Below are 22,603 nucleotides of genomic sequence, written 5' to 3'. Positions count from 1 at the left end.
AGGTGGAGAGGACCTTCGAGGCCTGCCGGTGGAGCAGGAAGCCTCGGTGCGAGGTCACAAGGGGATCGCTCCAGCTGACCGAGGCAAGGCCGAAAGTGCGATGCCCTGCCACTCATCGAAAGATTTCCGCGAAGTTCACAGCCGCCCAGGTACTGACAGACCAGGTGAACGACAGGTACCGTCCTGACCCAATCCACTCCCGTGGACTACACCACCGCGGCGACGCCGTGGTGGATCACCACCTTTACAACGGATCGTCCGGCACGTTCCTGCCGGTGAAGGGGGCCTACGACCCATGGCCACAGTCTCGTTCGACAAGGCGACCCGGATCTACCCGGGTTCCACCAAGCCCGCCGTCGACGGTCTCGAGATCGAGATCGAGGACGGCGAGTTCCTCGTTCTGGTCGGACCGTCCGGTTGCGGCAAGTCCACCTCGCTCCGCATGCTCGCGGGGCTCGAGGACGTCAACGGCGGCGCCATCCGCATCGGTGACCGCGATGTCACGCACCTGCCGCCGAAGGACCGGGACATCGCCATGGTGTTCCAGAACTACGCGCTCTACCCGCACATGACCGTCGCCGACAACATGGGCTTCGCCCTCAAGATCGCCGGCGTCAACAAGGCGGAGATCCGGCAGAAGGTCGAGGAGGCCGCGAAGATCCTCGACCTCACCGAGTACCTGGACCGCAAGCCGAAGGCCCTCTCCGGTGGTCAGCGCCAGCGTGTCGCCATGGGTCGCGCCATCGTGCGTGAGCCGCAGGTCTTCCTCATGGACGAGCCGCTGTCGAACCTCGACGCCAAGCTCCGTGTCTCGACCCGTACGCAGATCGCGTCGCTCCAGCGCCGCCTCGGCATCACCACCGTCTACGTCACCCACGACCAGGTCGAGGCCATGACGATGGGCGACCGGGTCGCCGTGCTGAAGGACGGTCTGCTCCAGCAGGTCGACACCCCGCGCAACATGTACGACCGCCCGGCCAACCTCTTCGTCGCCGGCTTCATCGGCTCCCCGGCCATGAACCTGGTCGCGGTGCCGATCACCGACGGCGGTGTGAAGTTCGGCAACAGCGTCGTCCCGGTCAACCGTGACGCGCTGAAGGCCGCCTCCGACAAGGGTGACACCACCGTCACCGTCGGTGTCCGCCCCGAGCACTTCGACATCGTGGAGCACGGCGGCGCCGTCGCCTCCGCCCTGTCGAAGGACACCGAGGACGCCCCGGCCGGCCTCGCCGTCTCCGTCAACGTCGTGGAGGAGCTCGGCGCCGACGGTTACGTCTACGGCACCGCCGAGGTCGGCGGCGAGACCAAGGACCTCGTGGTCCGTGTCAACGGCCGCCAGGTCCCGGAGAAGGGCGCGACGCTGCACGTCGTCCCGCGTCCGGGCGAGACCCACGTGTTCTCGACCTCGACGGGCGAGCGCCTCACCGACTGATCCCCCGACGCGGTGGACGCGCCCTGCGCGAAACCACCGACCCGGGATAAATCACCCAGGTTGACGAAGAGGGCCCCGCAGACATCTGCGGGGCCCTCTTCACTGCCTGCAACTACCCCGGCAAATCCACCCATTTCGACCACTGTACGTCAACCTGTCACCCAGAGAACGGCACTTCGACGTCCCCCGATTCGGTGACCTAATGTCGCCATATCACTACCCCGCGCTACCCTCACTCGCGTGAAGCACACCCACACCTACACCCAACGGACGCGGCACGGCCGCGGCCCCGCCCGCCGGATCGGCCGTTCCCTGGCCCTGGTCCTGCCGGTCGTCCTGGTCCTCTCCGGCACCCTCGCGGTCACCCGTGTCGACTGGTCGGGCGCCGACCCCGCCGACTCGGTCCTCGCCGCCTCGGAGGTCTCCCCGCGCGCCAAGGCCCGCGCCCCGCACGAGGTGCTGCGCGACAAGCTCCTCGTGGAGCTGCAGGAGCAGGACCCGGGCGTCGCCCTCACCCACCTGCAGCAGGCGGTGAACGGCCGGCCCACGCTGGCCAGGCACTGCACCTCCATCGCCCGCGCCCTCGGCCGCGCCGCCGTCCGCGCCTACGGCCCCACCCGCGCGCAGTCCTACGCCCGCCCGGTCTGCGACACGTCCTTCGCGACAGGAGTGGCCGCCCAGCACGGCTGAGGACCCGCAGGTCGTGCGCCACACGCGGCACGCCTGCCAGGTCCCCCGCAGGTCCCCAAGGGCTCCAGGGCTCGCACCCCCCGTATACCGACCCGTTCTTCCCGTATACCGATCCCAGGGCCGTGCTCCCGCGAGCGGGGCGCCACGTACAGTTCGGTCATGACCGATCCGAACGCCGCGTCGCGCCCCGTTCAAGCCGTGGTCCTCGCCGGTGGCCAGGGCTCCCGGCTGCGTCCGTACACCGACGACCGGCCCAAGCCCATGGTCGAGATCCCCGGCACGGGCACACCGATCATCGGCCATCAGCTCGCCTGGCTCGCCGAGGAGGGCGTGACCGACGTGGTCGTCTCCTGCGGCCACCTCGCCGACGTCCTGCAGAAGTGGCTGGACGCGGCCGACCTGCCGTGCCGCGTCACCACGGTCGTCGAGACGGAACCCCTGGGCCGGGGCGGAGGCCTCAAGTACGCCGCCTCGCACCTCCCCCACCCCGACCGGCCCTGGTACGCCACCAACGGCGACATCTGGACCCGCTTCTCGCTCCGCGACATGGCGGACTTCCACACCGAACGCGACGCCCTCGCCACGCTCGCCCTCGCCCGCCCCCGCATCCCCTGGGGTGCCGTCAGGACGGACGGTTTCGGCCGCGTCACCGACTTCATCGAGGCCCCGCCCACGACGTACGAGATCAACGCCGGCGTCTACGTCTTCTCCCCCGAGTTCGCCGGCCTCCTCCCCGAACGCGGCGACCACGAGCGCGCCACCTTCCCCCGCCTGGCCCGAGAACGCCGCCTGGCGGGCTTCCCCATCCCCCAGGGCGCCTACTGGCGAGCCATCGACACGGCCAAGGACCTGACAGAGGCAGCGAAGGAGCTGGCGGCGCTGGGGCGGTAGAGGACCGGACGGGCCAGGTCCCAGGGCGCCCGGTAACCACCGGCCCCCTGGGGGGCGGGGAACCGCGCGACAGGCACGACCAACCCGCAGTCGCCCGCGAAGCGCACCCCCGTGCCATCCGGAGTTCCCGCACACACAACAGTGGGCCCCGCGCAGGAAACACGCGGGGCCCACTCGTTTCGACGCGGCCGACGGGACTACCCGAGCAAGCCTCCCACCAGCCCGGGCTGCTGCCCACCCGAGGAGCTTCCCCCGGTGGACCCGGTGGACCCCGTAGCCCCACTGGTCGCTCCGCCGGAGGCCCCTCCACTGGAGCTGGGCCCAGCGGTCGTGCTCGGCACCTGCTGCACCGGCGAGGACTGCTGCGGCGGCGCCTGCCCGGCCGTCCCCTGTGTCTCACTGGGCTGCCCGCCGGTGACCGCCCCGGTGTCCCGCGTGGCCGCCGGCGTCGTCGCCTCCTGCGACGGACTCGCCGATGTCGCGCCCGCGGTGGGGGAGTTGGACGCGGAGGGGCTGTTCTCGCGCCGCTTGCCGGGCTCACCCGGCAACGGCGACCCCGGCAGCTCGTTGCGGGGCGCCTCCCCCGGCCCGGGGACGACGATCCGGTCGGCGTCCCGCACGGCCCCGCCGAGGACGGCCCCGACCAGCATCGTCAGCCCGACGACGATGGCGGTGACGAGCACGCCCCGCCGCAGCACGTACCGCCGCAGCTCCCAGATGTCGGCGCGCGGCCCGAGTGTGCGCCAGGCGCCGGCCGCGAGCCGCCCGTCGACGGAGTACACCGGCGCGCCCGCGATGATCAGCGGGGACCAGGCGGCGAGGTAGATGATGTCGGGCGTCTCGTAGACGGGGACGGTCTTCCAGCTCACGGTGACGAGCAGCGCGGCCGACAGCAGCGCACCGACCCCGGCGGCGACCCGCTGCCACAGTCCGAGGACGGTCAGCACGCCGACGACGACCTGGGCGAAGGCGATGACGAGCCCGGAGCCGACCGGGTGTTCCAGCGCGAACTGCCGCAGGGGCTCGGCGACTTCCCACGGATGCAGCGTGTTCAGCCACTTCACCATGGAGCCGCGTTTGCCGCCGTCGAAGTAGTGCGGGTCGCAGAGCTTGCCCATGCCGGCGTAGACGGAGATGAAGCCGAGGAAGACGCGCAGCGGCAGCAGCACCACGCCGAGGTTCATCCGACGCCCGGGGTAGTAGGCGTGCCGTACGGGCTCGTTGGCGGCGCGCCGCCCGCTCCGCTCGTCCCCGCCGTCGTCGTGACGGTCGCCGTCGCCGTCGTACGACTCCGGGAACTCCCCGTCCACGTAGGTGTCCTGGCCGTACCGGGCCTGGTCGTAGCGGGGTTCGTCGTACGCGCTGTCGACCGTGCGCATGGTGGGCAGCAGCCGGGTGCCTTCGGAGGCGGCGTGATCGCCGTGGGTGCGCTGGCTGCCGACGATGGGCGTCTCGACGGTCTCCACGGTCAGGTCTGCGCCGTAGCCCCCGCCTTCGACTCCGTAGCGCCCGCCGTCCGCGCCGTAGCGTCCGCTGTCGGGGTCGTAGCCCCTGCTTCCCGGGCCGTCGACGCGCGGGATGACCTGGGTGGAGCCGGTGTCGCCCAGCGGGTCGGGAGCGCCGACGCCGAGGCCCGCGCCTCGGACCGCCTGGAGGAGCCGGTGGGCTCCCGTGTCGTCCGGCGCGGACTTCCCGCTCCAGACGACGGGCGCGCGCCGGCGCCCGGCGGCAGGCGCGCCGGACCGGCCCGGCGTGCCCACGACGGGCATGCGCGTGGTGTCCTCGCCGGCGCTCAAGTGCCGTGCGATACGCGGGGACGCCCGCGTGGAGGCGCCCAACTGCACGCGGAAACTCGCGTGGTTGACGATGACCTGCGCCGGATCGCTCGGCACCTTCACCATGCTCAGCGCGGGAGCGTCGTCGATTCCCGAGTCGAATCCCGACGAACGGTCCCCCGTGGGTGTGCGGGGTGTTCTGGTGTCCACACTCATCTAACCGAGTGACGTGTCGTTAGGACACTGTCTTGACCGCCCCGATCTGTCCGGACCGCGTCAAGGTGATCCAGAACGCCCCGAGCGCCCGGCCGGGAGCCCGTTTTTCAGGCCCTGCGGCGCGCCGCCTCGTACAGCACGACTCCCGCCGCGACACCCGCGTTCAACGACTCGGCGCCGCCCGGCATCGGGATTCGTACCCGGAAGTCACAGGTCTCCCCGACGAGCCGGGACAGGCCCTTGCCCTCGCTGCCGACGACGATGACGACGGGCCCCTCCAGGGCCTCCAGCTCGCCGACCTCGGCCTCGCCGTCCGCGGCCAGGCCGACCACGACGACACCTGCCTTCTTGTACGCCTCCAGCGCGCGCGTGAGGTTGGTGGCGCGGGCGACGGGCGTACGGGCGGCCGTACCGGCGGACGTCTTCCAGGCGCCGGCGGTCATGCCGGCCGCGCGCCGCTCGGGTACGACGACGCCGTGGCCGCCGAACGCGGAGACGGACCGGACGACGGCGCCGAGGTTGCGCGGGTCGGTCACGCCGTCGAGGGCGACGATCAGCGGGTCCTCGCCCTCGTCGTACGCGGCGGCCACCAGGTCCTCGGGGTGGGCGTACTCGTAGGGCGGGACCTGGAGGACGAGACCCTGGTGGTTGAGGCCGTTGGTCATGCGGTCCAGCTCGGGGCGGGGCGCCTCCATGAGGTTGATGCCACCGCGCTCGGCCGCGAGTTGCAGCGCCTCGCGTACGCGCTCGTCGTTGTCGATGAACTGCTGGACGTAGAGCGTCGTCGCGGGCACGCCCTCGCGCAGCGCCTCGACGACGGGGTTGCGCCCGACGACCATCTCGGACGTGCCCTTGCCACCGCGTCCGCGCGGCACGGGGCGGCGCGCGGCCTGCTTGGCCTTGGCGGTGGCGATCCGATTCTTCTTGTGCTTCTTGCGCATCTCGGCGGGCGGCGTCGGGCCCTTGCCCTCGAGACCCTTGCGCCGCTGGCCGCCACTGCCGACCTGCGCGCCCTTCTTGCCGGACATGCGGCGGTTGTTAGCGGCCATGACCTACCCGTCTCCTGCGAAGTGTGCGTGTGTACGTATGTCGTGTGTGCTCAATGCAGTGTGCCGCCCGGACGGCCGGGCGGCACAATCGATCAAGGTCGATCGATCAGGGGGACCGGAGGGTCAGCGTGGTCCCAGGGTCCAGCGTGGCCCGTCGGGGCTGTCCTCGATGACCAGACCCGACTGGTTGAGCTGGTCGCGGATGGCGTCCGCGGTGGCCCAGTCCTTGCGGGAGCGGGCGGCCTCGCGCTGCTGGAGGACCAGTCCGACGAGGCTGTCGACGACCCCGTGGAGGTCCTCGCCCCGGTCGGCGCCGTCGCCGGCCCAGTGCGGGTGCAGCGGATCGAGGCCGAGTACGCCGAGCATGGCCCGCACCTCGGCGAGCCGCGCCACGGCCGCTTCCTTGTCGTCGGCGGCCAGTGCGCTGTTGCCCTGCCGGACGGTGGTGTGCACGACGGCGAGCGCCTGCGGTACGCCCAGGTCGTCGTCCATCGCCTCGGCGAACGCCGGCGGCACCTCGGCGGCGGGCTCGACGACCCCGCCCGCCTTCTCGACGACCCGCTGCACGAACCCCTCGATACGGGCGAACGCCGACTCGGCCTCGCGCAGGGCGTCCGCGCTGTACTCGATCATCGAGCGGTAGTGCGGGGTGCCCAGGTAGTACCGGAGCACGATGGGCCGCCAGTGCTTGACCATCTCGCTCACGAGCACCGAGTTGCCCAGCGACTTGGACATCTTCTCGCCGCTCATGGTGACCCAGGCGTTGTGCACCCAGTAGGTGGCGAACTCGTCACCGAAGGCCTTGGCCTGCGCGATCTCGTTCTCGTGGTGCGGGAAGATCAGGTCGAGGCCGCCACCGTGGATGTCGAAGGCGCTGCCCAGGTACTTGTGCGCCATGGCCGAGCACTCAAGGTGCCAGCCCGGCCGGCCGCGCCCCCAGGGCGTCTCCCAGGTCGGCTCCCCCGGCTTCGCCGACTTCCACATGGCGAAGTCACGCGGGTCGCGCTTGCCGGTCTCGCCCTCCCCGGAGGGCTGGAGCAGGTTGTCGAGTTCCTGGTTGGACAGCCGCAGGTACTCGGGGAACGACCGCACGTCGAAGTACACGTTCCCGTCGGCCTCGTACGCGTGGCCGCGCTCGATCAGCCCGCGCATCATCTCGACCATCTCGGTCACGTGCCCGGTGGCACGCGGCTCGTAGGTGGGCGGAAGGCAACCGAGCGCCTCGTAGCCGTCGTTGAACGCGCGCTCGTTCTCGTAGCCGATCGACCACCAGGGGCGGCCCTGGTCGGCCGACTTGGCGATGATCTTGTCGTCGATGTCCGTGACGTTCCGGACGAACGTCACGTCGTACCCGCGGTACTCGAACCACCGGCGCATGATGTCGAAGTTGAGCCCCGACCGGATGTGCCCGATGTGCGGGGCCGCCTGCACCGTGGCGCCACACAGGTAGATCGAGACGCAACCCGGCGTGAGCGGGGCGAAGTCACGGATCTGCCGGGCGCTGGTGTCGTACAGGCGAATAGTCACGCCACCAGGGTAGTGGCCCGGCGCCCGTGCCCCGAGCCCTTGACCCCAAGGACGACAGTTTCGTGATGTGGACCGCGCCCCCCGACGGGCCGCAGGCCCACAAGGGGCGCGGGGAACTGCGCGAGCAACCACGTCGCTCCGGCAGCCGACAACGCAGCGCTCCGGGGGCTGGCGGGCGCAGCCCCCGGGATGGACGGGTAGGGGCGGCGGGGGCGAGAGAACCCGGCGTCACCCCACCCGTACGACCAGGGCCGTGGCGATCGCCATCAACCCCTCACCCCGTCCGGGAAACCCGAGCCCGTCGGTCGTGGCCCCCGACACCGAGACAGGCGCCCCCACCACCTCCGACAGCACTTTCTGCGCCTCGTCCCGCCGCTTCCCGATCTTCGGCCGGTCCCCCACCACCTGCACCGCCACGTTGCCGATGACGAACCCCGCTTCCCGCACGATCCTCGCGGCCTCCGCCAGCAAGGTCACCCCGGACGCCCCCGACCACTCGGGCCGCCCCGTGCCGAAGTGCTGTCCGAGGTCACCCATTCCGGCAGCGGAGAACAGCGCGTTGCAGGCGGCGTGCGCGACGACATCCGCGTCGGAGTGCCCGGCGAGCCCCGGCCCCTGTCCTTCCCACTTCAGCCCGGCGCACCACAGCTCCCGCCCCTCCTCGAAGGCGTGGATGTCGGTGCCGATGCCGACCTGGGGAAGCACTACGAGGGGTGTCTCAGAACCCATCGTTCAGCCTCCTGCGCGCCAGGACCGCCTCCGCGAGCACCAGATCCAGCGGCCGCGTCACCTTGAACGCCTCCTCGTGTCCGGGCACGACCACGACGCCCAGCCCGAGCCGCTCGACCATGCTCGCGTCGTCGGTCACCTCGCCGGTGACCGTCTCGTGCGCCCGCACCAGCGTCTCCCGGTCGAATCCCTGCGGTGTCTGCACCGCCCGCAGCCGTGCCCGCTCCGGCGTGGCGACGACGGGCTCCGGCGCGCCGGGCGCGTCCGCCGGCCGCACCTCCTTGACCGTGTCGGCGAGCGGGAGCGCGGGCACCACGGCCGGCGCACCGTCCCGAACGGCCTCGATGACCGCGTCGACGGTGTCGACGGGGACGAGCGGACGGGCCGCGTCGTGCACCAGCACGATGGCGTAGCCGGGCGGCAGGGCGTCGAGGCCGAGCCGCACCGACTCCTGCCGCGACTCGCCGCCCGGTACGACGACGAAGTCCGTGCGTTCGGGCAACGCGTGCGCGTCGAGCAGGGTCTTGACCTCGGCGGTGCCGTCGGGCGGTGCCACGACGATCACGAGGGAGACGGCGCGGGACGCGGCCATGGCGCGCACCGCGTGGATCAGCATCGGGGTGCCGTTCAGCGCGCGCAGCGCTTTGGGGGCGCCCGGACCGAGGCGTACGCCCCGACCGGCGGCCGGGATCACGGCCGCCGTACGGGTTGCCGTACCGGCTCCGGAAGGCGAAGGGCGCGAATCGTCAGACATCGGTTCCTGTCAGGTTTGTGTGCTCGGCCTAGGTGGGTATGGCCACAGCGTGCCGGGCGCGACGCCTTGACCGGACCCCTTCCGTGACATCTGGTCGAGCCAGCTGCCCGGGCCCGGCACGCCTAGTACGAGTACTCGGGACGGCTCAGGAGTACTCGTCGAGTACCGGGGAACGCCAAGTATCGGGGACCCCATTCCGGCGTACGGCATCTGGGTACGGACATGCCGCAGCGCCCGGCGACATTACGTACGTCATCGGGCACCGCGGCATTTACATGTGTGCTGCGCTGAACGGCTGAGCGGGCTGGCTGCCTGCCTCAGAAGTCAGTTCAGGACGCGAGAACCTCGTCGAGCAGGGCCTCGGCCTTGTCCTCGTTCGTGTTCTCCGCGAGGGCGAGCTCGCTCACCAGAATCTGGCGAGCCTTGGCGAGCATGCGCTTCTCACCGGCGGACAGTCCGCGCTCGCGCTCACGACGCCACAGGTCACGCACGACTTCCGCGACCTTGATGACATCGCCGGAGGCGAGCTTCTCCAGGTTTGCCTTGTAGCGACGCGACCAGTTCGTGGGCTCCTCGGCATACGGCGCGCGCAGCACCTCGAAGACCCGGTCCAGGCCGTCTTGACCGACCACATCACGCACGCCGACGAACTCCGCATTGTCCGCTGGCACACGCACCGTCAGGTCGCCCTGAGCGACCTTGAGCACCAAGTAGGTCTTGTCCACGCCTTTGATCTGGCGAGTTTCGATGGCCTCGATCAGCGCGGCCCCGTGATGGGGATAGACCACGGTGTCGCCAACCTTGAACGTCATGTGACAGGTACCCCTTCCGTGGCTATCCAGGGTAACACGGAAACGGCGGGTTCTGAATGGCGTTTTCGCAGGTCAGGGCATATCTCGGGGCTTGACAACTGCGACAGGAACGTGCTGCGGGGACCGGACGGGAGTGGGTATTCGCAGGTGGGAGCGGCTCTCCGGACAGAGTGAAACGCGTACGTTACACGCATCCGGAGGGCTCCACGAGCGCCTGAACATCCCGTTTTGTCCGACTCCATGTGTGCGACTTACGCTACTCCGTTCGGTGAGCGGAGTCGGGTACGAGACGAATCCGGAATTGATCAAGGAGTTCGATCTCCCGCCGATGTTCCGCCGTTACCGGATCGTGTTCCGCGCCGTTCTGCCGGGTGATCGATTTTCTGTGGCGCTCCGCATTCCTTACCCGAAATCCGGGAGACGGCGAAGGGATCGAGGGTGGTATCGCCGGCGGTATCGATGGTGGTTATGTGAATGCCGGACGGATCTGTGGGTGGCGTGGCCACCGAATTGCCTCCGATGACCGGGCGAGGACTGCGCAGCACCTGCTCGGGGACTGGTCGTGACTGCTCGGCGACTGGTCCGGGACTTGGGGAGGGTCGGGTGCGGCGGCGGCGGGGCGGCTCGATAACCTAAGCCCGCTACAGACCACGTACCGCCCACGTCCAAGGAGTTGCCGCCGCCGTGAGCAGCAGCATTCGACGCGGCGCCCTCGCCGCCGCCGCCCTCGCGTTCTCGATCGCCTCGCTCGCCGCGTGCAGCGCCGGCAGCAACGCCCAGACGCTTCAGGTCAAGCCGGACAACGCGGCGACCAGCGTCGGCGACATCAAGATCCAGAACGCGATCGTGGTCACCCAGCCGGGGACCGAGGCCAAGGGTCCCGCCGTGGTCTCCGCCACCCTGTTCAACGCCGCCACCACCGACCAGACACTGGACTCCATCACCGTGGAGGGCGCCGGCGAAGCCGAGATCACGCCGGCCAAGGGCGAGGGCCAGGGCGGCAAGGTCGTCGTCCCGGCCGGCGGCTCCGTGATCCTGGGCGGCGAGGGCAACGCCTCCGCGGTCCTGGCGGACGCCGGCGACACCGTCAAGGACGGCAACGCCCAGAAGGTCACCTTCACCTTCAGCGAGACCGGCGAGGTCAGCCTGCGCGCCTTCGTCGTACCCGCTGAGCACTACTTCGAGAAGTGGGGCCCGACCGACGTCCCCGAGGCCCCGGCCGGCAGCCCCACACCGAACGAGGAGACCTCCGGCTCCCCGTCCGCGTCCGTCTCGGGCTCGCCCGACGAGGAGGGCACGACCGAGGAGGGCGCCGCCGGCTCCACGGCGTCCCCGTCCGCCTCGGCCTCCGAGGAGACCTCCGGCCACTGAGCGCCGTAGTCCGGACAACACGAAGGGCGGCACCCCCCGGGGGGGTGCCGCCCTTCGTCCTACGGCGTTCCGCGCTTCGTTCTACTTCTACGGCGCGCCGCGCTTCGCTCCACGACGTGGCAGTCGGTCTACGGCTCGAACTTGTAGCCGAGGCCACGCACCGTCACCAGATATCTCGGCGCGCCCGGGTCGGGCTCGATCTTGGCGCGGAGACGCTTGACGTGGACGTCGAGGGTCTTGGTGTCGCCCACGTAGTCGGCGCCCCAGACGCGGTCGATGAGCTGCATTCGGGTCAGGACGCGGCCCGCGTTGCGCAGCAGCATTTCGAGCAGGTCGAACTCCTTGAGGGGGAGGTCGACCTTGGAGCCCGAGACAGTGACCACGTGACGGTCGACGTCCATGCGGACCGGGCCTGCCTCCAGCGCGGCCGGGGTGACCTCCTCGGGCTCGCCGCGGCGGCGCAGTACGGCCCGGATACGGGCGACGAGCTCGCGGGAGGAGAAGGGCTTGGTGACATAGTCATCGGCTCCTATCTCCAGGCCCACGACCTTGTCGATCTCGCTGTCCTTGGCGGTCACCATGATCACCGGGACGTTGGAACGGCCGCGCAGCTGGCGGCAGACCTCGGTGCCCGGCAGGCCGGGCAGCATCAGGTCGAGGAGGACGAGGTCGGCTCCGTTGCGCTCGAACTCGTCGAGGCCGTCGGGCCCGGTGGTCGCGATGGCGACCTCGAAGCCCTCTTTGCGGAGCATGTAGGACAGGGCGTCGGAGAAGGACTCCTCGTCCTCGACGACGAGCACTCGGGTCACGGAAGGACCTCCGGGGCGGGAAGCGATTCGTACGGTCCGTACGGGGATGGGTCGGGGTGAGGCTGTCCGTCCTCGTCGTCGAGGTCCGGGTGCTTGGCCGCTCGGTCGCGGGACGCGCCCGCCTCCGGCAGCCTGAGGGTGAACGTGGAGCCCTGTCCCTCCGAGCTCCACACCGTGACCTCCCCGCCGTGCGAGGCGGCCACGTGCTTGACGATCGCGAGACCTAGACCCGTACCGCCGGTCTGGCGGGAACGGGCCGGGTCCACGCGGTAGAAGCGCTCGAAGATGCGCTCCTTGTCCTTGTCCGAGATGCCGATGCCCTGGTCGGTCACGGCGATCTCGATATGGTCCCCGCCCGGCGCGGTCACCCGGCGTGCGGCTATGCCGACGCGGGTGCGGGCCGGGGAGTAGTTGACGGCGTTCTCGACGAGGTTGCCGAGGGCGGCGGCGAGCTGGCCGCGGTTGCCCCAGACGCGCAGCTCGGCGGTGCCGCCCGTCTGTCGTCCGCCCTCACCCTGCTCAAGTCCTTCGGGCGCGCCCATGTTCGAAGCCATCGTGATCTGCTTGGTGCCGGCCTGGTGGCGGCAGCGGTCGACGGCCTCGGCCACCAGTTCGTCCACCCGAACGGGCTCGGCGTCCTCCAGCGGGTCGTCGTTCTGCACCCGGGAGAGGTCGATGAGCTCCTGCACGAGGTTGGTCAGCCGGGTGGCCTCGATCTGCATGCGACCAGCGAACCGTTCCACTGCCTCGGGGTCGTCGCTGGCGTCCATCACGGCCTCCGAGAGGAGGGAGAGGGCGCCGACCGGGGTCTTCAGCTCATGGCTGACGTTGGCGACGAAGTCACGGCGTACGGCTTCGATACGACGGGCCTCGGTGAGGTCCTCGACGAGCAGCATCACCAGCCGGGAGCCCAGCGGCGCCACGCGCGCGGAGACGGCGAGGGCTTCGCCGCGTCCGGTGCCACGCCGGGGCAGGTCCAGCTCGACCTGGCGTATCTCGCCGTCCCGTCGGGTGTCGCGGGCCATTTTGAGCATCGGCTCGATGGAGAGCTTTCCGCCACGGACGAGACCGAGGGCGTACGCGGCGGAGCTGGCCTTGACGACGGCGTCGGCCTCGTCGAGCACCACGGCGGAGGAGCGGAGCACGGACAGCACGGTGTCGACGCCGGGCGGAAGCACCGGGTCGGTGTGCAGGGAGGTCCGGGTAGGACGCCTCTGTTCGCGCTCGCTGAAGCGGAACGCGAGCATGGCGATGACGCCGGTGAGCACTCCGGCGATCGCTGCCGCTGCGGCGACCGCCGCGTTCACGTCCATGCCACCAGGTTAGGCACGAGGTCGGACATCCCCACAGCGGTCGGGGGGCGACCTCGAACACTCGTCGCCCAGAGTTCACCTTGGAGCCAGTATTGGTTCATTTGGGAAGGCGGAAACGGACGCGTACAGGCCGGAACGTGGGAGCGTGGGGTTCGTCGGGGCTTTCGGCCGCCGTTCTTTCGGCTGCCCTGGCCTGGCGGAACGGCTACCGTCACGGCTTTTCTGGTTACCCACGAGCAGACGTACGTAAGAGAGGGACACCCTGATGCGGGACGCGTACCACGAGGAACTTGACTCGATCGGTGAGGGCCTGGTCGAGATGGCCCGACTGGTGGGGTCGGCGATCGGACGCGCCACGACGGCGATGCTCGACGCCGACCTGAAGCTGGCCGAGAGCGTGATCGAGGCCGACAAGAAGGTCGACGACCTGCAGCACGACCTGGAAGCCCGAGCGATAGCCCTGCTGGCGCGACAGCAGCCGGTCGCGACGGACCTCCGTATCGTCGTGACCTCGCTGCGCATGTCCGCCGACCTGGAGCGCTCCGGTGACCTGGCCCAGCACGTGGCCAAGCTGACCCGGCTGCGCTTCCCCGACCGCACGGTCCCTCGTGACCTGCACGCCACGATCCTGGAGATGGGCCAGCTCGCGCAGCGTCTGATGGCCAAGGCCGCCGAGGTCATCATCACCAAGGACGTCGACCTCGCGCTCCAGCTGGAGCAGGACGACGACGCGATGGACCTGCTCCACCGCACACTCTTCCAGCACCTCATGGACGACCGCTGGAAGCACGGCATCGAGACCGCCGTCGACGTCACCCTCCTCGGCCGCTACTACGAGCGCTTCGCCGACCACGCGGTGTCCGTCGCCAAGCGGGTGGTGTACCTGGTGACGGGTGAACACGCGGACGACCTCCAGGCGGACATCCAGCCGGTCCAGCCGGCTCCGCCGGTCGCGGGGGCGTAGGGGCGAGGGGGCGGAGGAGGCGTAGGGGGCGGAGGGGGAGTGGGGGCGGGGTGGCCGTGGGCCCGCTCGGGGGAGCCCGGCCTCGCGGGGCTCCGGCGCTCGATGCTCCGGCAAGGCGTGCGGACGCCTCCATGCGCCGTTGATGCGCCCGGCTGAAGCGGCGTCCAATGGGGCAATCCAATGGGCACAGGCACCGGCCTTAGAGGAGTAACCATGACCGACTCCCCCGCCAGCCCCAGTACCCCCGACCCGACACAGGTCCGCGACACCCATCAGCCCGCCGACATCAAGATCCTGCCTCTCGTCGGCGCCTGCGGCTGCGGTTCCGGGTGCGCCTGCGGGTGTCAGTCCGGCAACCCCTGCCAGTGCGGCTGACCGGCTGGGGCTGCCGCTGTACGTCTGCTTGCGGAAGGGGCCGTCACTACTGACGGCCCCTTCGCTCGCTCGGTCACTCCCGCACCCGGTCCCTCCCGCAATGGCTCGTCCGTGATGGGGCGGGCTCGCGAAAGGTCGCCCGTACGGCAGTACGGGCGCAGCATGAAGGGAGAGGAAGAGGAAGAAGCAACTGGAAAAGGGAAGAGGGAGGTGCGGGCCATGACCAAGTTCATGGACGTCCACCATGGGATGAAGGGCATCACCGCCGACCAGCTCCAGGCGGCCCACAGGGCTGACCTTGCCATCGAGAAGGACGAGAACGTCCACTTCGAGCGCGCCTGGGCCGACCCCGAGTCCGGCACGGTCTACTGCCTCTCCGAGGCTCCCTCGGCGGAGGCCGTCCAGCGCATTCACGAACGTGCCGGCCACAAGGCGGACGAGGTCCATCCGGTACCCCTGACGGTCTGAACAGCCGCCGACAGACAAGCGTGCGAAGGCTTGCGGCAAGCGCCGGTACGCATCCGTACGCCCCTGTCCGGGCGAGTGCGTGCGATGGAACCATCCTCTTGCCGATACCGGTACTACAAGGGGGTCCGCACATGGCCGCAGACGTGGTGATGTCGATGCGCTGGGCCGAGGTGACGACGGAGCAGTACGACACCGTGCGAGACGCGGTCGACTGGGAGGAACTGCCGGCCGCCGGTGGTCAGCTTCACGTGGCCTGGTTCGACGAGCAGGGGCTCCACGTCATCGACGTCCGGGAATCCCAGCAGGCGTTCGAGACCTTCCTCGCCGAACGACTCGCGCCCGCGCTGCAGAAAGCCGGCATCCCGGGCGCCCCCGAGACCAGCTTCAGCCCCCTGCACCGCCGTTTCATCGCCCCCGGCATCACCGGCGCCGCGTAGGAACCACCCGCGACCCGCGGCCGCTATGCGCCGGGAGCCCGGTACTGGATCCGTTCCGCCTGGCGCAGGGCGTCCAGCGTTTCGTCGACGGTCAGGAGAACGGTCGTCTCGAACGAGCTGAGCGCGCCGCCTCCGCTGATGGCCAGCGCGACCGAGGCCATGGACACGTTGTCCGGGGCCTCCCACAGGTTGTAGCCGTCATGAGTCCCGAAGGCGTACCAGAAGCCATGAAGCTTCCCGCCGACGGACTCGATGTACGACCGAGCTGCCTTCGCACGGTCCTCGGGGTGGCCGATCAGCCTCGCCCAGGTCTCCGGCGTGTAGCTGAACCTCGACAGATAGAGCGGCATCACGTCTCCCTTTCGTCCCTTCCAGGGATGCCCCAAGGCGACGGAACCGCGCCGCGGACGACCCGCGTGTCCCCCGAACGGCAGGGGACGACCGGCCTGCGAGTTGCGAACGAGGGATGCGAACGAAAGATGCGAACGAACGAAAGATGCCGAACGAAGCACGACAAGGCCCCGCCTGCGAAGAATCCGCAGGTCGGGGCCTTCGTCGTGAGTGCCGGACAGCGACGGCGCAGCAGCGCGTCGGACATCGACGGAGCGAGCCCATCGGTGACGCCGCTCGCTGAGTTCAGCGGCTGACTCCCTGAGCGAGACAGCGTCGTTCGCCCACTGCGACCCGGCCGGCCCCAAGCCCGCCGCAGAGCCCGTGCGTCCACCGACCACGCCTGCTGCTGCCGGGCAGCCCCGCCGCGGATGGCGAAGGCCGGCCCACCCGAGGGTGGGCCGGGGCAGCCCCGGGGCCATGTGGGCCGATCAGCCTGCCTGCACCCCGCCGAACGCCTTCTTCCCCTTCACTCCGTAGGAGAAGACGATGTAGTAGCTGCCCTTGCTGTACTTCTTCGGGTTGGTCATCCACGACGCACCCCGGTCATCGCCCTTACGGGTCTGCACAAGGACATCGTTCTTGTGCTTCGCCCCGTCCTTCTTGCCAACGATCCGGTACACCTTCGCCGTGAACTTGTGCTTGCCGTTGCCGTACACGCCGAAGTGCAGGAAGTACTTGCCCTTCTTCATGTTGTGCGTGCCGGTCACCTGCTTCTTGCCCGTCGTCTTCCACTCGCCCTGCCACGAGCCGCCGTACGCGGCCGCAGCCGACTGCCCCGCCGCCCCCAGCCCCATCAGCGCCGCCATCGTCAGCGCACCCGCAGCCTTGCCCGCACGCGCCTTCAGCATCAGAAGACCAACTCCCCGTTCGACGTGGCCGCGCGCCCTCATGCGCACGCCCCGGATCACGAACGTACGCACGAAACACGCGGCGCGTAATGTCTCATCGGGAGCTGTCCCAAAGGGCACTGCCCGCAAGGGAGGGCGCAGCTCATCCGGCGACGGAGACCGGCTTACCCGGCCTCCTCGGCCAGGAGCGGCTTCACCAGACGCCGCACCTGATCCTCCGACACCGCGCCCGCCACCGACGCCGCGACCCGCCCCCGCCGGTCGAGGAACACCGTGTACGGATACCCCCGCTGCGGCACCACCCCCTGCGGGATCTGCAGCGACTGACGGCCCCCCTCATCCAGCAGCGTCGGATACGACAGCCTGTACTCCTCGATGAACGCCCGCGCCGCACGCGCACTGTTGTCGCCGCCCAGCCCCACCACCTGCACGCCGAGGCCGCCCCAGTCCTTCTGGACACGCTCCAGGCCCGGCGCCTCCGCCCGGCACGGACCACACCAGGACGCCCAGGCGTTCAGCACCACCACCTTGCCCCGCGCCCCGGCAAGAGAGGCCCGGCCGCCCAGCGGGTTCGGGCCCTCCAGCACCGGCATCTTCTGCCGCTCACCGGCCGAGAACACCAGTGCCCCGTCCCGCACCGTCCCCGAAGCCTTTTCCGGGCCCGACGCGCACCCCGCCAGCAGGCCGGCCGCCAGCACCGCAGACACCACACCCCGACGCAATCGCTTCATGGAAGCCCAGTATCCACGGGCCCCAACTCCCGTTTGACCGGCCCCCGCAGGGCTCCATCACGGTTCCATCAGGGCTCCATCAGTGCTCACGGCGCGCGCCCGACGGCCGGGCGGATGGCTTGGGTCAGGCGTTCTGCTTCTGCGGGTGCAGGTCGACGGTGATGTGCGGGTCGAGCGCGTGCAGGAAGTCGGCGGCGTCGAAGATCTCGCCGGCGGAGACGACACCGACGGTCTTGGTGCGGCCGGTCAGGACGCGCTCGAGGGCCTCGGTGACGAGGGGCGCGGTGACGGCGTAGATGTCCTGACCGCCGGCCGTGGCCCGGCGTTCGGCTCCGCCGGAGCGGACGACGACGTCGACGAGGAAGGTCTGGTTCGAGCGCCCGCTCTCGTCGGCGGCGGCCGGGGCCGGTGTGTGGGGGGCGGCGACGTCTCGGGCCGCCTCGGCGGTCATGTAGGTGGTCACATCGGGGATGGAGAGGTGCTGGGGGACGGTGACGACGTCGGCCATCGTGAATTCCCCGATCACCGGCCGGGGCCCCATCGGTTCCGGGAAGGTCCACTCCAGGGTGGGCGCGGCATCGGTGCGGCGCTCCCACTGTCCGCCGCTGTAGCGCAGGCGGTGGCCGCCGCGTCGCTCGCGGGAGACCGCGCCCGAGAGCCGGGTACCGGCGGTGGGGTGCCAGTTGCTGAGCGCGTAGGCGATGTGTGCCTCGTCGGCTTCTGTCCAGTCGCCCATCGCCGCGGTGGCCAGCAGGTCGCCGAGGCCGCCGAAGAAGGCCATGGCCGGGACGATCACCGCTCCCGCGTCCCGGGCTCGCTCGCGGTAGTGGGCGAAGGTGTCGAGGTTGGCCTCGAGTTCGGCGGCCACGTCCAGGTAGGGGATCTCGGCGCGGAGCGCGGCCTCGATCAGCGGGCCGACGGTCGATGCGAAGGGGCCGGCGCAGTTGATGACCGCCGCCGTTCCCGCCAGGGCCCGGTCCAGCGAGGCCGGGTCGTCGACCGACGCCACCCGGGCCTCCAGCCTGTGCTCGTGGGCCAGCTCCTTCAGGGGCTGCGCGTTGCGCCCGGACAGCACCGGGACGAACCCACGCGCGGCCAGCTCCGCGACCACGAACCGCCCGGTGTGACCGTAGGCGCCGAACACCGTCACCAGCTGACCTGACCCCATGAGACTGCTCCCGTGTAATCGAAACGCCCGCTGCGAGGTCGATCCGCTGCGGCCTGACATCCACATCCTGTCCCTCCGGCAGCGCCCCGCGCGAGCGTCGGAAACGACATGCCGCGTACAGTTTCGGACATGCCCGCTGTTGCACTGGCCGTCACCGACGGCATGCTCCACTACGAACTGTCCGTGGCCGTCGAGGTCTTCGGAGCAGACCTGACCCACATCGTGGACCCCTGGTACGACTTCTCCCTCTGCGGGAGCGGTCCGGTGCAGGTCAACCGCTTCCGCCTGGAACCCGACCACGGACTCGACCACCTCGCGCACGCGGACACAGTGATCATTCCCGGTTGGGCCGACACCGACCGCGACCCGCCCACTGAGCTGGTCGAGGCGGTGCGTGCGGCGCACGCGGCCGGTGCCCGCGTGGCCTCCCTGTGCACGGGCGCCTTCATCCTGGGCGCGGCAGGACTGCTCGACGGCAGGCGCGCCACCACACACTGGGCCCACACACGGGAACTGGCCCGGCGCCACCCGGCGGCCACCGTCGATCCGGACGTCCTCTACATCGACAACGGCGACGTCCTCACCTCCGCGGGCAAAGCCGCCGCCATGGACCTGTGCCTGCACCTGGTCCGCCTCGACCACGGCTCGGCCAACGCCAACAAGATCGCCCGACGCCTGGTCATCCCACCCCACCGCGAGGGCGGCCAGGCCCAGTTCATCGCCACCCCCCTCCCCGCCCCAGGCAACCACCCCCTGGGCGAGCTCTTCCCCTGGGCACTGGAGCGGTTGGACCAGCCGCTGACCGTGGAGGACCTGGCCCGCCAGGCCCGCATGAGCTCCCGCCACCTCGGCCGCCACTTCAAGCACCTCACCGGCACCACGCCACTGCAATGGCTCCACACCCAGCGCATCCGCCACGCCCAGGAACTGCTGGAGACCACCGACGCCACCGTGGACACCATCGCCGCGGCCACCGGCATGGGCACCGCCACCACCCTGCGCCGCCACTTCCACCGCAGCGTCGGCGTCCCACCCGACACCTACCGCCGCACCTTCCGTCCCTGAAGTTCGGGGTGATGCACAGGTTGTCCAGAATGATGTGGATCAGGGCGCCGTTGGGTCGGGCGGCGCGGATCGACTTCAGCGCAGCCAGGGTGTTGGCGGCCGTCCTTGCGGCGCCGGTTGACGTCCACAGACGGTCGTCGCCCACGGAGGAGCAGCCGTGGAAGTAAGTGACGCCGTGGGTGCGATGGCAGGTCTTTGACAGGCGGTCGGGTTGCCCTGCTTTGCCCAGCAGGAGCCCCGCGGTGAGCCGGATGGCACTCCGACCACCACAGGGCTCGCCGCGCCGAGGTCCCGCAGAGGGCCCAGGACGCGAAAACGCCCCCGCCCCGCGCCGTATGCGCAGGTCGGGGGCATGATCACACAGCCTACTTCTTCTTGCCCTGGTTTTTGACCGCCTCGATCGCGGCTGCGGCGGCCTCGGGGTCGAGGTAGGTGCCGCCAGGGTTCAGGGGCTTGAAGTCGGCGTCCAGTTCGTAGGCGAGGGGGATGCCGGTGGGGATGTTGAGGCCGGCGATGTCGGCGTCCGAGATGTTGTCGAGGTGCTTGACGAGGGCGCGGAGGCTGTTGCCGTGGGCGGCGACGAGGACCGTGCGGCCGGCGAGGAGGTCGGGGACGATGCCGTCGTACCAGTAGGGAAGCATGCGGGTGACGACGTCCTTGAGGCACTCCGTGCGGGGGCGGAGCTCCGGCGGGATCGTCGCGTAGCGCGCGTCCGAGGCCTGGGAGAACTCCGAGTCGTCCGCGAGCGGGGGCGGCGGGGTGTCGTACGAGCGGCGCCACAGCATGAACTGCTCCTCGCCGAACTCCGCCAGGGTCTGCGCCTTGTCCTTGCCCTGCAGGGCACCGTAATGGCGCTCGTTCAGGCGCCACGAACGGTGTACGGGAATCCAGTGGCGGTCGGCGGAATCCAGGGCGAGCTGCGCGGTGCGGATGGCGCGCCTCTGGAGAGAGGTGTGGAGCACGTCCGGGAGCAGGCCGGCGTCCTTCAGCAGCTCACCGCCGCGCGTCGCCTCCTTCTCTCCCTTCGGCGTGAGGTTGACGTCCACCCAGCCGGTGAACAGGTTCTTCTCGTTCCACTCGCTCTCGCCGTGGCGGAGGAGGATCAGCTTGTACGGTGCGTCGGCCATGGCTCCGAGCGTAATCGACGGTCAGGATCGGCCACACGTGTGGCCGACAGGCGGACAGCTGACCCTCTGGTCCTCCTTTCCCTCGCCCTCTCCCGCCTCCTCGTCTTCGACAGTTGACGGTGGTTGCTAATCGGGTGGCCGTGACCGGGAAGGCATTCGTAAGGTGTGCTCACTGCCTTAGCCACTTACGTCTCATGTCCGTGGGGGGACCTTCATGCCACTCGTCGCTGCCAGACGTGCCGTCCGGGAGTCCGTCTCGGGGCTGCCCCGGGAGTTCTGGTGGCTGTGGACCAGCACACTCGTCAACCGGCTTGGCGCGTTCGTCGCCACGTTCATGGCGCTGTACCTGACGCTCGACCGCGGGTACTCCGCCTCGTACGCCGGACTCGTGGCCTCGCTGCACGGGCTCGGCGGCGTCATCTCCTCGCTCGGCGGCGGGGTCATGGCCGACCGGCTCGGGCGGCGGCCCACGCTGCTCATCGCGCAGTCCTCCACCGCCCTGTCGGTCGCGCTCCTCGGCTTCGTACGGGATCCGGTCGCGATCGCGGCCGTGGCGTTTCTCGTCGGCGCGACCAGCAACGCCTCCCGCCCCGCCGTGCAGGCGATGATGGCGGACATCGTGCGGCCCGAGGACCGCGTCCGCGCGTTCTCCCTCAACTACTGGGCCATCAACCTCGGCTTCGCCGTCTCCTCCATGGCGGCCGGGTTCATCGCCGAGGCCAGCTATCTCGCCGGGTTCCTGATCGAGGCGGGGATGACGCTGGCCTGCGCCGTCGTCGTCTTCCTGAAGGTGCCGGAGTCGCGGCCGGAGCGTACGGCGGTGGAGCGGGCCAGCGGCGGCACGGACGAGGTCGGGTTGGGGACGGTGGTCCGTGACGGGCGGTTCATGGGTGTCGTGGGGCTGTCCTTCCTCGTCGCGCTGATCTTCCAGCAGGGGTCGGTGGCCCTGCCTATCGCGATGGGCGAGGCGGGCTTCACACCGGCGGACTACGGCCTCGCCATCGCCGTCAACGGTGTGCTGATCGTCGCCCTGCAGATCCCGGTCACGCGTTTCATCGAGCACCGGGACCCGGGACGGCTCCTCGTCATCTCCTCCTTGCTCGCCGGGTACGGCTTCGGCCTCACCGCCTTCGCCGGGTCGATCGGGGTCTTCGCCCTCACCGTCTGCGTCTGGACCCTCGCCGAGATCGTCAACGCGCCCACCCAGACCGGCGTCGTCGTCCGGCTCTCCCCCGTGCAAGGGCGCGGCCGCTACCAGGGCATGTACACCATGTCGTGGTCCGTCGCCGCGCTCGTCGCTCCGCTCCTGTCCGGCGTCGTCATCGACCGGTGGGGCGCGGAGTGGCTGTGGGGGCTGTGCGCCGTGATCGGGACCCTGGCGGGGGTGGGGTATTGGGCGCTGATGCGGCGGATGCGCGAGGAAGTCACGTCTGAGGTCGGGGAACTCGCTGTCGAGGTGCCCGACGGCGTGAAGCCCGCCGGCATGAAGCCCACTGGCGTGAAGCCCACTGGCGTGGAGTTCTCCTCCCGAGAGGCCGCCGCCGGGGAGCCCACCGGCAGGGAATTCGTTGCCGGGGAACCCGTCGTGGTCACGCCCGGCGAGCGGAAACCTCCGGTGGCCTCCTCGGAGGCCGAGGCGCGTACGGGCTCGGTCTGAGC

General features: G+C 70.2%; 23 protein-coding genes. 10 read left to right on the top strand and 13 right to left on the bottom strand.

Annotation, left to right across the window (positions count from 1 at the left end; all coding sequences use genetic code 11):
* The first annotated feature begins 295 nt into the window (after positions 1-295).
* The 3 genes from ACFY9I_RS37520 (at position 296) to ACFY9I_RS37510 (ending at position 3,013) form a co-directional block, all read left to right on the top strand.
* Positions 296-1,432: a sn-glycerol-3-phosphate ABC transporter ATP-binding protein UgpC gene (locus tag ACFY9I_RS37520; protein ID WP_391010498.1), complete on the top strand. Its 1,137-nt coding sequence runs from the start codon at positions 296-298 to the stop codon at positions 1,430-1,432.
* Positions 1,433-1,672: 240 nt separating this feature from the next.
* Positions 1,673-2,122 (top strand): hypothetical protein, encoded by a 450-nt coding sequence (locus ACFY9I_RS37515; protein ID WP_391010495.1) that lies wholly within the window; start codon positions 1,673-1,675, stop codon positions 2,120-2,122.
* A 159-nt stretch (positions 2,123-2,281) separates the two neighbouring features.
* Positions 2,282-3,013, top strand: coding sequence for a sugar phosphate nucleotidyltransferase (locus ACFY9I_RS37510; RefSeq protein ID WP_391010492.1), 732 nt, complete (start codon positions 2,282-2,284; stop codon positions 3,011-3,013).
* 197 nt (positions 3,014-3,210) lie between these two features.
* Here ACFY9I_RS37510 and ACFY9I_RS37505 read toward each other — a convergent pair whose 3' ends face one another.
* The 6 genes from ACFY9I_RS37505 to ACFY9I_RS37480 all read right to left on the bottom strand — a co-directional run bounded on the left by ACFY9I_RS37505 (position 3,211) and on the right by ACFY9I_RS37480 (position 9,875).
* Positions 3,211-4,998 (bottom strand): DoxX family membrane protein, encoded by a 1,788-nt coding sequence (locus ACFY9I_RS37505; protein WP_391010639.1) that lies wholly within the window; start codon positions 4,996-4,998, stop codon positions 3,211-3,213.
* A gap of 113 nt (positions 4,999-5,111) precedes the next feature.
* A complete protein-coding gene (gene rlmB / locus ACFY9I_RS37500; protein ID WP_391010489.1) occupies positions 5,112-6,053 on the bottom strand; it encodes a 23S rRNA (guanosine(2251)-2'-O)-methyltransferase RlmB in 942 nt (313 codons plus the stop codon).
* A 123-nt stretch (positions 6,054-6,176) separates the two neighbouring features.
* The gene (gene cysS, locus ACFY9I_RS37495; protein ID WP_391010486.1) at positions 6,177-7,580 is read right to left on the bottom strand and encodes a cysteine--tRNA ligase; all 1,404 of its coding nucleotides are present in this window, start codon (positions 7,578-7,580) and stop codon (positions 6,177-6,179) included.
* A gap of 228 nt (positions 7,581-7,808) precedes the next feature.
* Positions 7,809-8,309 (bottom strand): 2-C-methyl-D-erythritol 2,4-cyclodiphosphate synthase, encoded by a 501-nt coding sequence (ispF, locus tag ACFY9I_RS37490; RefSeq protein ID WP_391010483.1) that lies wholly within the window; start codon positions 8,307-8,309, stop codon positions 7,809-7,811.
* A complete protein-coding gene (gene ispD / locus ACFY9I_RS37485) occupies positions 8,299-9,063 on the bottom strand; it encodes a 2-C-methyl-D-erythritol 4-phosphate cytidylyltransferase (RefSeq protein WP_391010480.1) in 765 nt (254 codons plus the stop codon). The genes ispF and ispD overlap by 11 nt, the downstream gene beginning before the upstream one ends.
* A 329-nt stretch (positions 9,064-9,392) precedes the next feature.
* The gene (locus ACFY9I_RS37480; protein WP_003953493.1) at positions 9,393-9,875 is read right to left on the bottom strand and encodes a CarD family transcriptional regulator; all 483 of its coding nucleotides are present in this window, start codon (positions 9,873-9,875) and stop codon (positions 9,393-9,395) included.
* Positions 9,876-10,559: 684 nt separating this feature from the next.
* On the opposite strand from ACFY9I_RS37480, the gene ACFY9I_RS37475 reads away from it, so the two are divergent.
* Positions 10,560-11,246, top strand: a complete 687-nt coding sequence (locus tag ACFY9I_RS37475) for a copper chaperone PCu(A)C (RefSeq protein WP_391010477.1) — start codon at positions 10,560-10,562, stop codon at positions 11,244-11,246.
* A gap of 128 nt (positions 11,247-11,374) precedes the next feature.
* On the opposite strand, the gene ACFY9I_RS37470 is transcribed toward ACFY9I_RS37475, so the two are convergent.
* Both ACFY9I_RS37470 and ACFY9I_RS37465 read right to left on the bottom strand, forming a co-directional pair.
* Positions 11,375-12,055: a response regulator transcription factor gene (locus tag ACFY9I_RS37470; RefSeq protein WP_009340348.1), complete on the bottom strand. Its 681-nt coding sequence runs from the start codon at positions 12,053-12,055 to the stop codon at positions 11,375-11,377.
* A complete protein-coding gene (locus tag ACFY9I_RS37465) occupies positions 12,052-13,368 on the bottom strand; it encodes an ATP-binding protein (RefSeq protein WP_391010473.1) in 1,317 nt (438 codons plus the stop codon). Before ACFY9I_RS37465 ends, ACFY9I_RS37470 begins: the two co-directional genes overlap by 4 nt.
* Before the next feature lie 265 nt (positions 13,369-13,633).
* Here ACFY9I_RS37465 and phoU point away from each other — a divergent pair, with 265 nt between their 5' ends.
* The 4 genes from phoU to ACFY9I_RS37445 all read left to right on the top strand — a co-directional run bounded on the left by phoU (position 13,634) and on the right by ACFY9I_RS37445 (position 15,612).
* Positions 13,634-14,332 (top strand): phosphate signaling complex protein PhoU, encoded by a 699-nt coding sequence (phoU, locus tag ACFY9I_RS37460; RefSeq protein WP_391010471.1) that lies wholly within the window; start codon positions 13,634-13,636, stop codon positions 14,330-14,332.
* Between the two features lie 213 nt (positions 14,333-14,545).
* Entirely contained in the window at positions 14,546-14,707 is a 162-nt protein-coding gene (locus ACFY9I_RS37455) for a hypothetical protein (protein ID WP_391010468.1), read from the top strand.
* Positions 14,708-14,926: 219 nt separating this feature from the next.
* The gene (locus ACFY9I_RS37450; RefSeq protein WP_391010465.1) at positions 14,927-15,175 is read left to right on the top strand and encodes an SCO4226 family nickel-binding protein; all 249 of its coding nucleotides are present in this window, start codon (positions 14,927-14,929) and stop codon (positions 15,173-15,175) included.
* 131 nt (positions 15,176-15,306) lie between these two features.
* The gene (locus ACFY9I_RS37445) at positions 15,307-15,612 is read left to right on the top strand and encodes a hypothetical protein (protein ID WP_391010462.1); all 306 of its coding nucleotides are present in this window, start codon (positions 15,307-15,309) and stop codon (positions 15,610-15,612) included.
* 23 nt (positions 15,613-15,635) lie between these two features.
* Here the strand turns inward: ACFY9I_RS37445 and ACFY9I_RS37440 are convergent, their stop codons facing one another.
* The 4 genes from ACFY9I_RS37440 to ACFY9I_RS37425 form a co-directional block, all read right to left on the bottom strand.
* Complete coding sequence (locus ACFY9I_RS37440) at positions 15,636-15,962, bottom strand: GYD domain-containing protein (protein WP_391010459.1); 327 nt, start codon at positions 15,960-15,962, stop codon at positions 15,636-15,638.
* A gap of 471 nt (positions 15,963-16,433) precedes the next feature.
* Positions 16,434-16,853 (bottom strand): hypothetical protein, encoded by a 420-nt coding sequence (locus ACFY9I_RS37435; RefSeq protein ID WP_391010456.1) that lies wholly within the window; start codon positions 16,851-16,853, stop codon positions 16,434-16,436.
* A gap of 164 nt (positions 16,854-17,017) precedes the next feature.
* Entirely contained in the window at positions 17,018-17,584 is a 567-nt protein-coding gene (locus tag ACFY9I_RS37430; protein WP_391010453.1) for a redoxin domain-containing protein, read from the bottom strand.
* 124 nt (positions 17,585-17,708) lie between these two features.
* The gene (locus ACFY9I_RS37425; RefSeq protein ID WP_391010450.1) at positions 17,709-18,752 is read right to left on the bottom strand and encodes a saccharopine dehydrogenase NADP-binding domain-containing protein; all 1,044 of its coding nucleotides are present in this window, start codon (positions 18,750-18,752) and stop codon (positions 17,709-17,711) included.
* Positions 18,753-18,881: 129 nt separating this feature from the next.
* Here ACFY9I_RS37425 and ACFY9I_RS37420 point away from each other — a divergent pair, with 129 nt between their 5' ends.
* Complete coding sequence (locus ACFY9I_RS37420; protein WP_391010448.1) at positions 18,882-19,817, top strand: helix-turn-helix domain-containing protein; 936 nt, start codon at positions 18,882-18,884, stop codon at positions 19,815-19,817.
* A 365-nt stretch (positions 19,818-20,182) separates the two neighbouring features.
* Here ACFY9I_RS37420 and ACFY9I_RS37415 read toward each other — a convergent pair whose 3' ends face one another.
* The gene (locus tag ACFY9I_RS37415; protein WP_391010445.1) at positions 20,183-20,944 is read right to left on the bottom strand and encodes a phosphoglyceromutase; all 762 of its coding nucleotides are present in this window, start codon (positions 20,942-20,944) and stop codon (positions 20,183-20,185) included.
* A 214-nt stretch (positions 20,945-21,158) separates the two neighbouring features.
* On the opposite strand from ACFY9I_RS37415, the gene ACFY9I_RS37410 reads away from it, so the two are divergent.
* Entirely contained in the window at positions 21,159-22,601 is a 1,443-nt protein-coding gene (locus ACFY9I_RS37410) for an MFS transporter (protein ID WP_391010442.1), read from the top strand.
* Positions 22,602-22,603: the final 2 nt, after the last annotated feature.

The sequence above is a fragment of the Streptomyces sp. NPDC012510 genome (assembly GCF_042955065.1).
In the GTDB taxonomy this organism is placed as follows: Bacteria; Actinomycetota; Actinomycetes; order Streptomycetales; family Streptomycetaceae; genus Streptomyces.
This window is presented reverse-complemented; position numbering and strand designations above follow the sequence as displayed.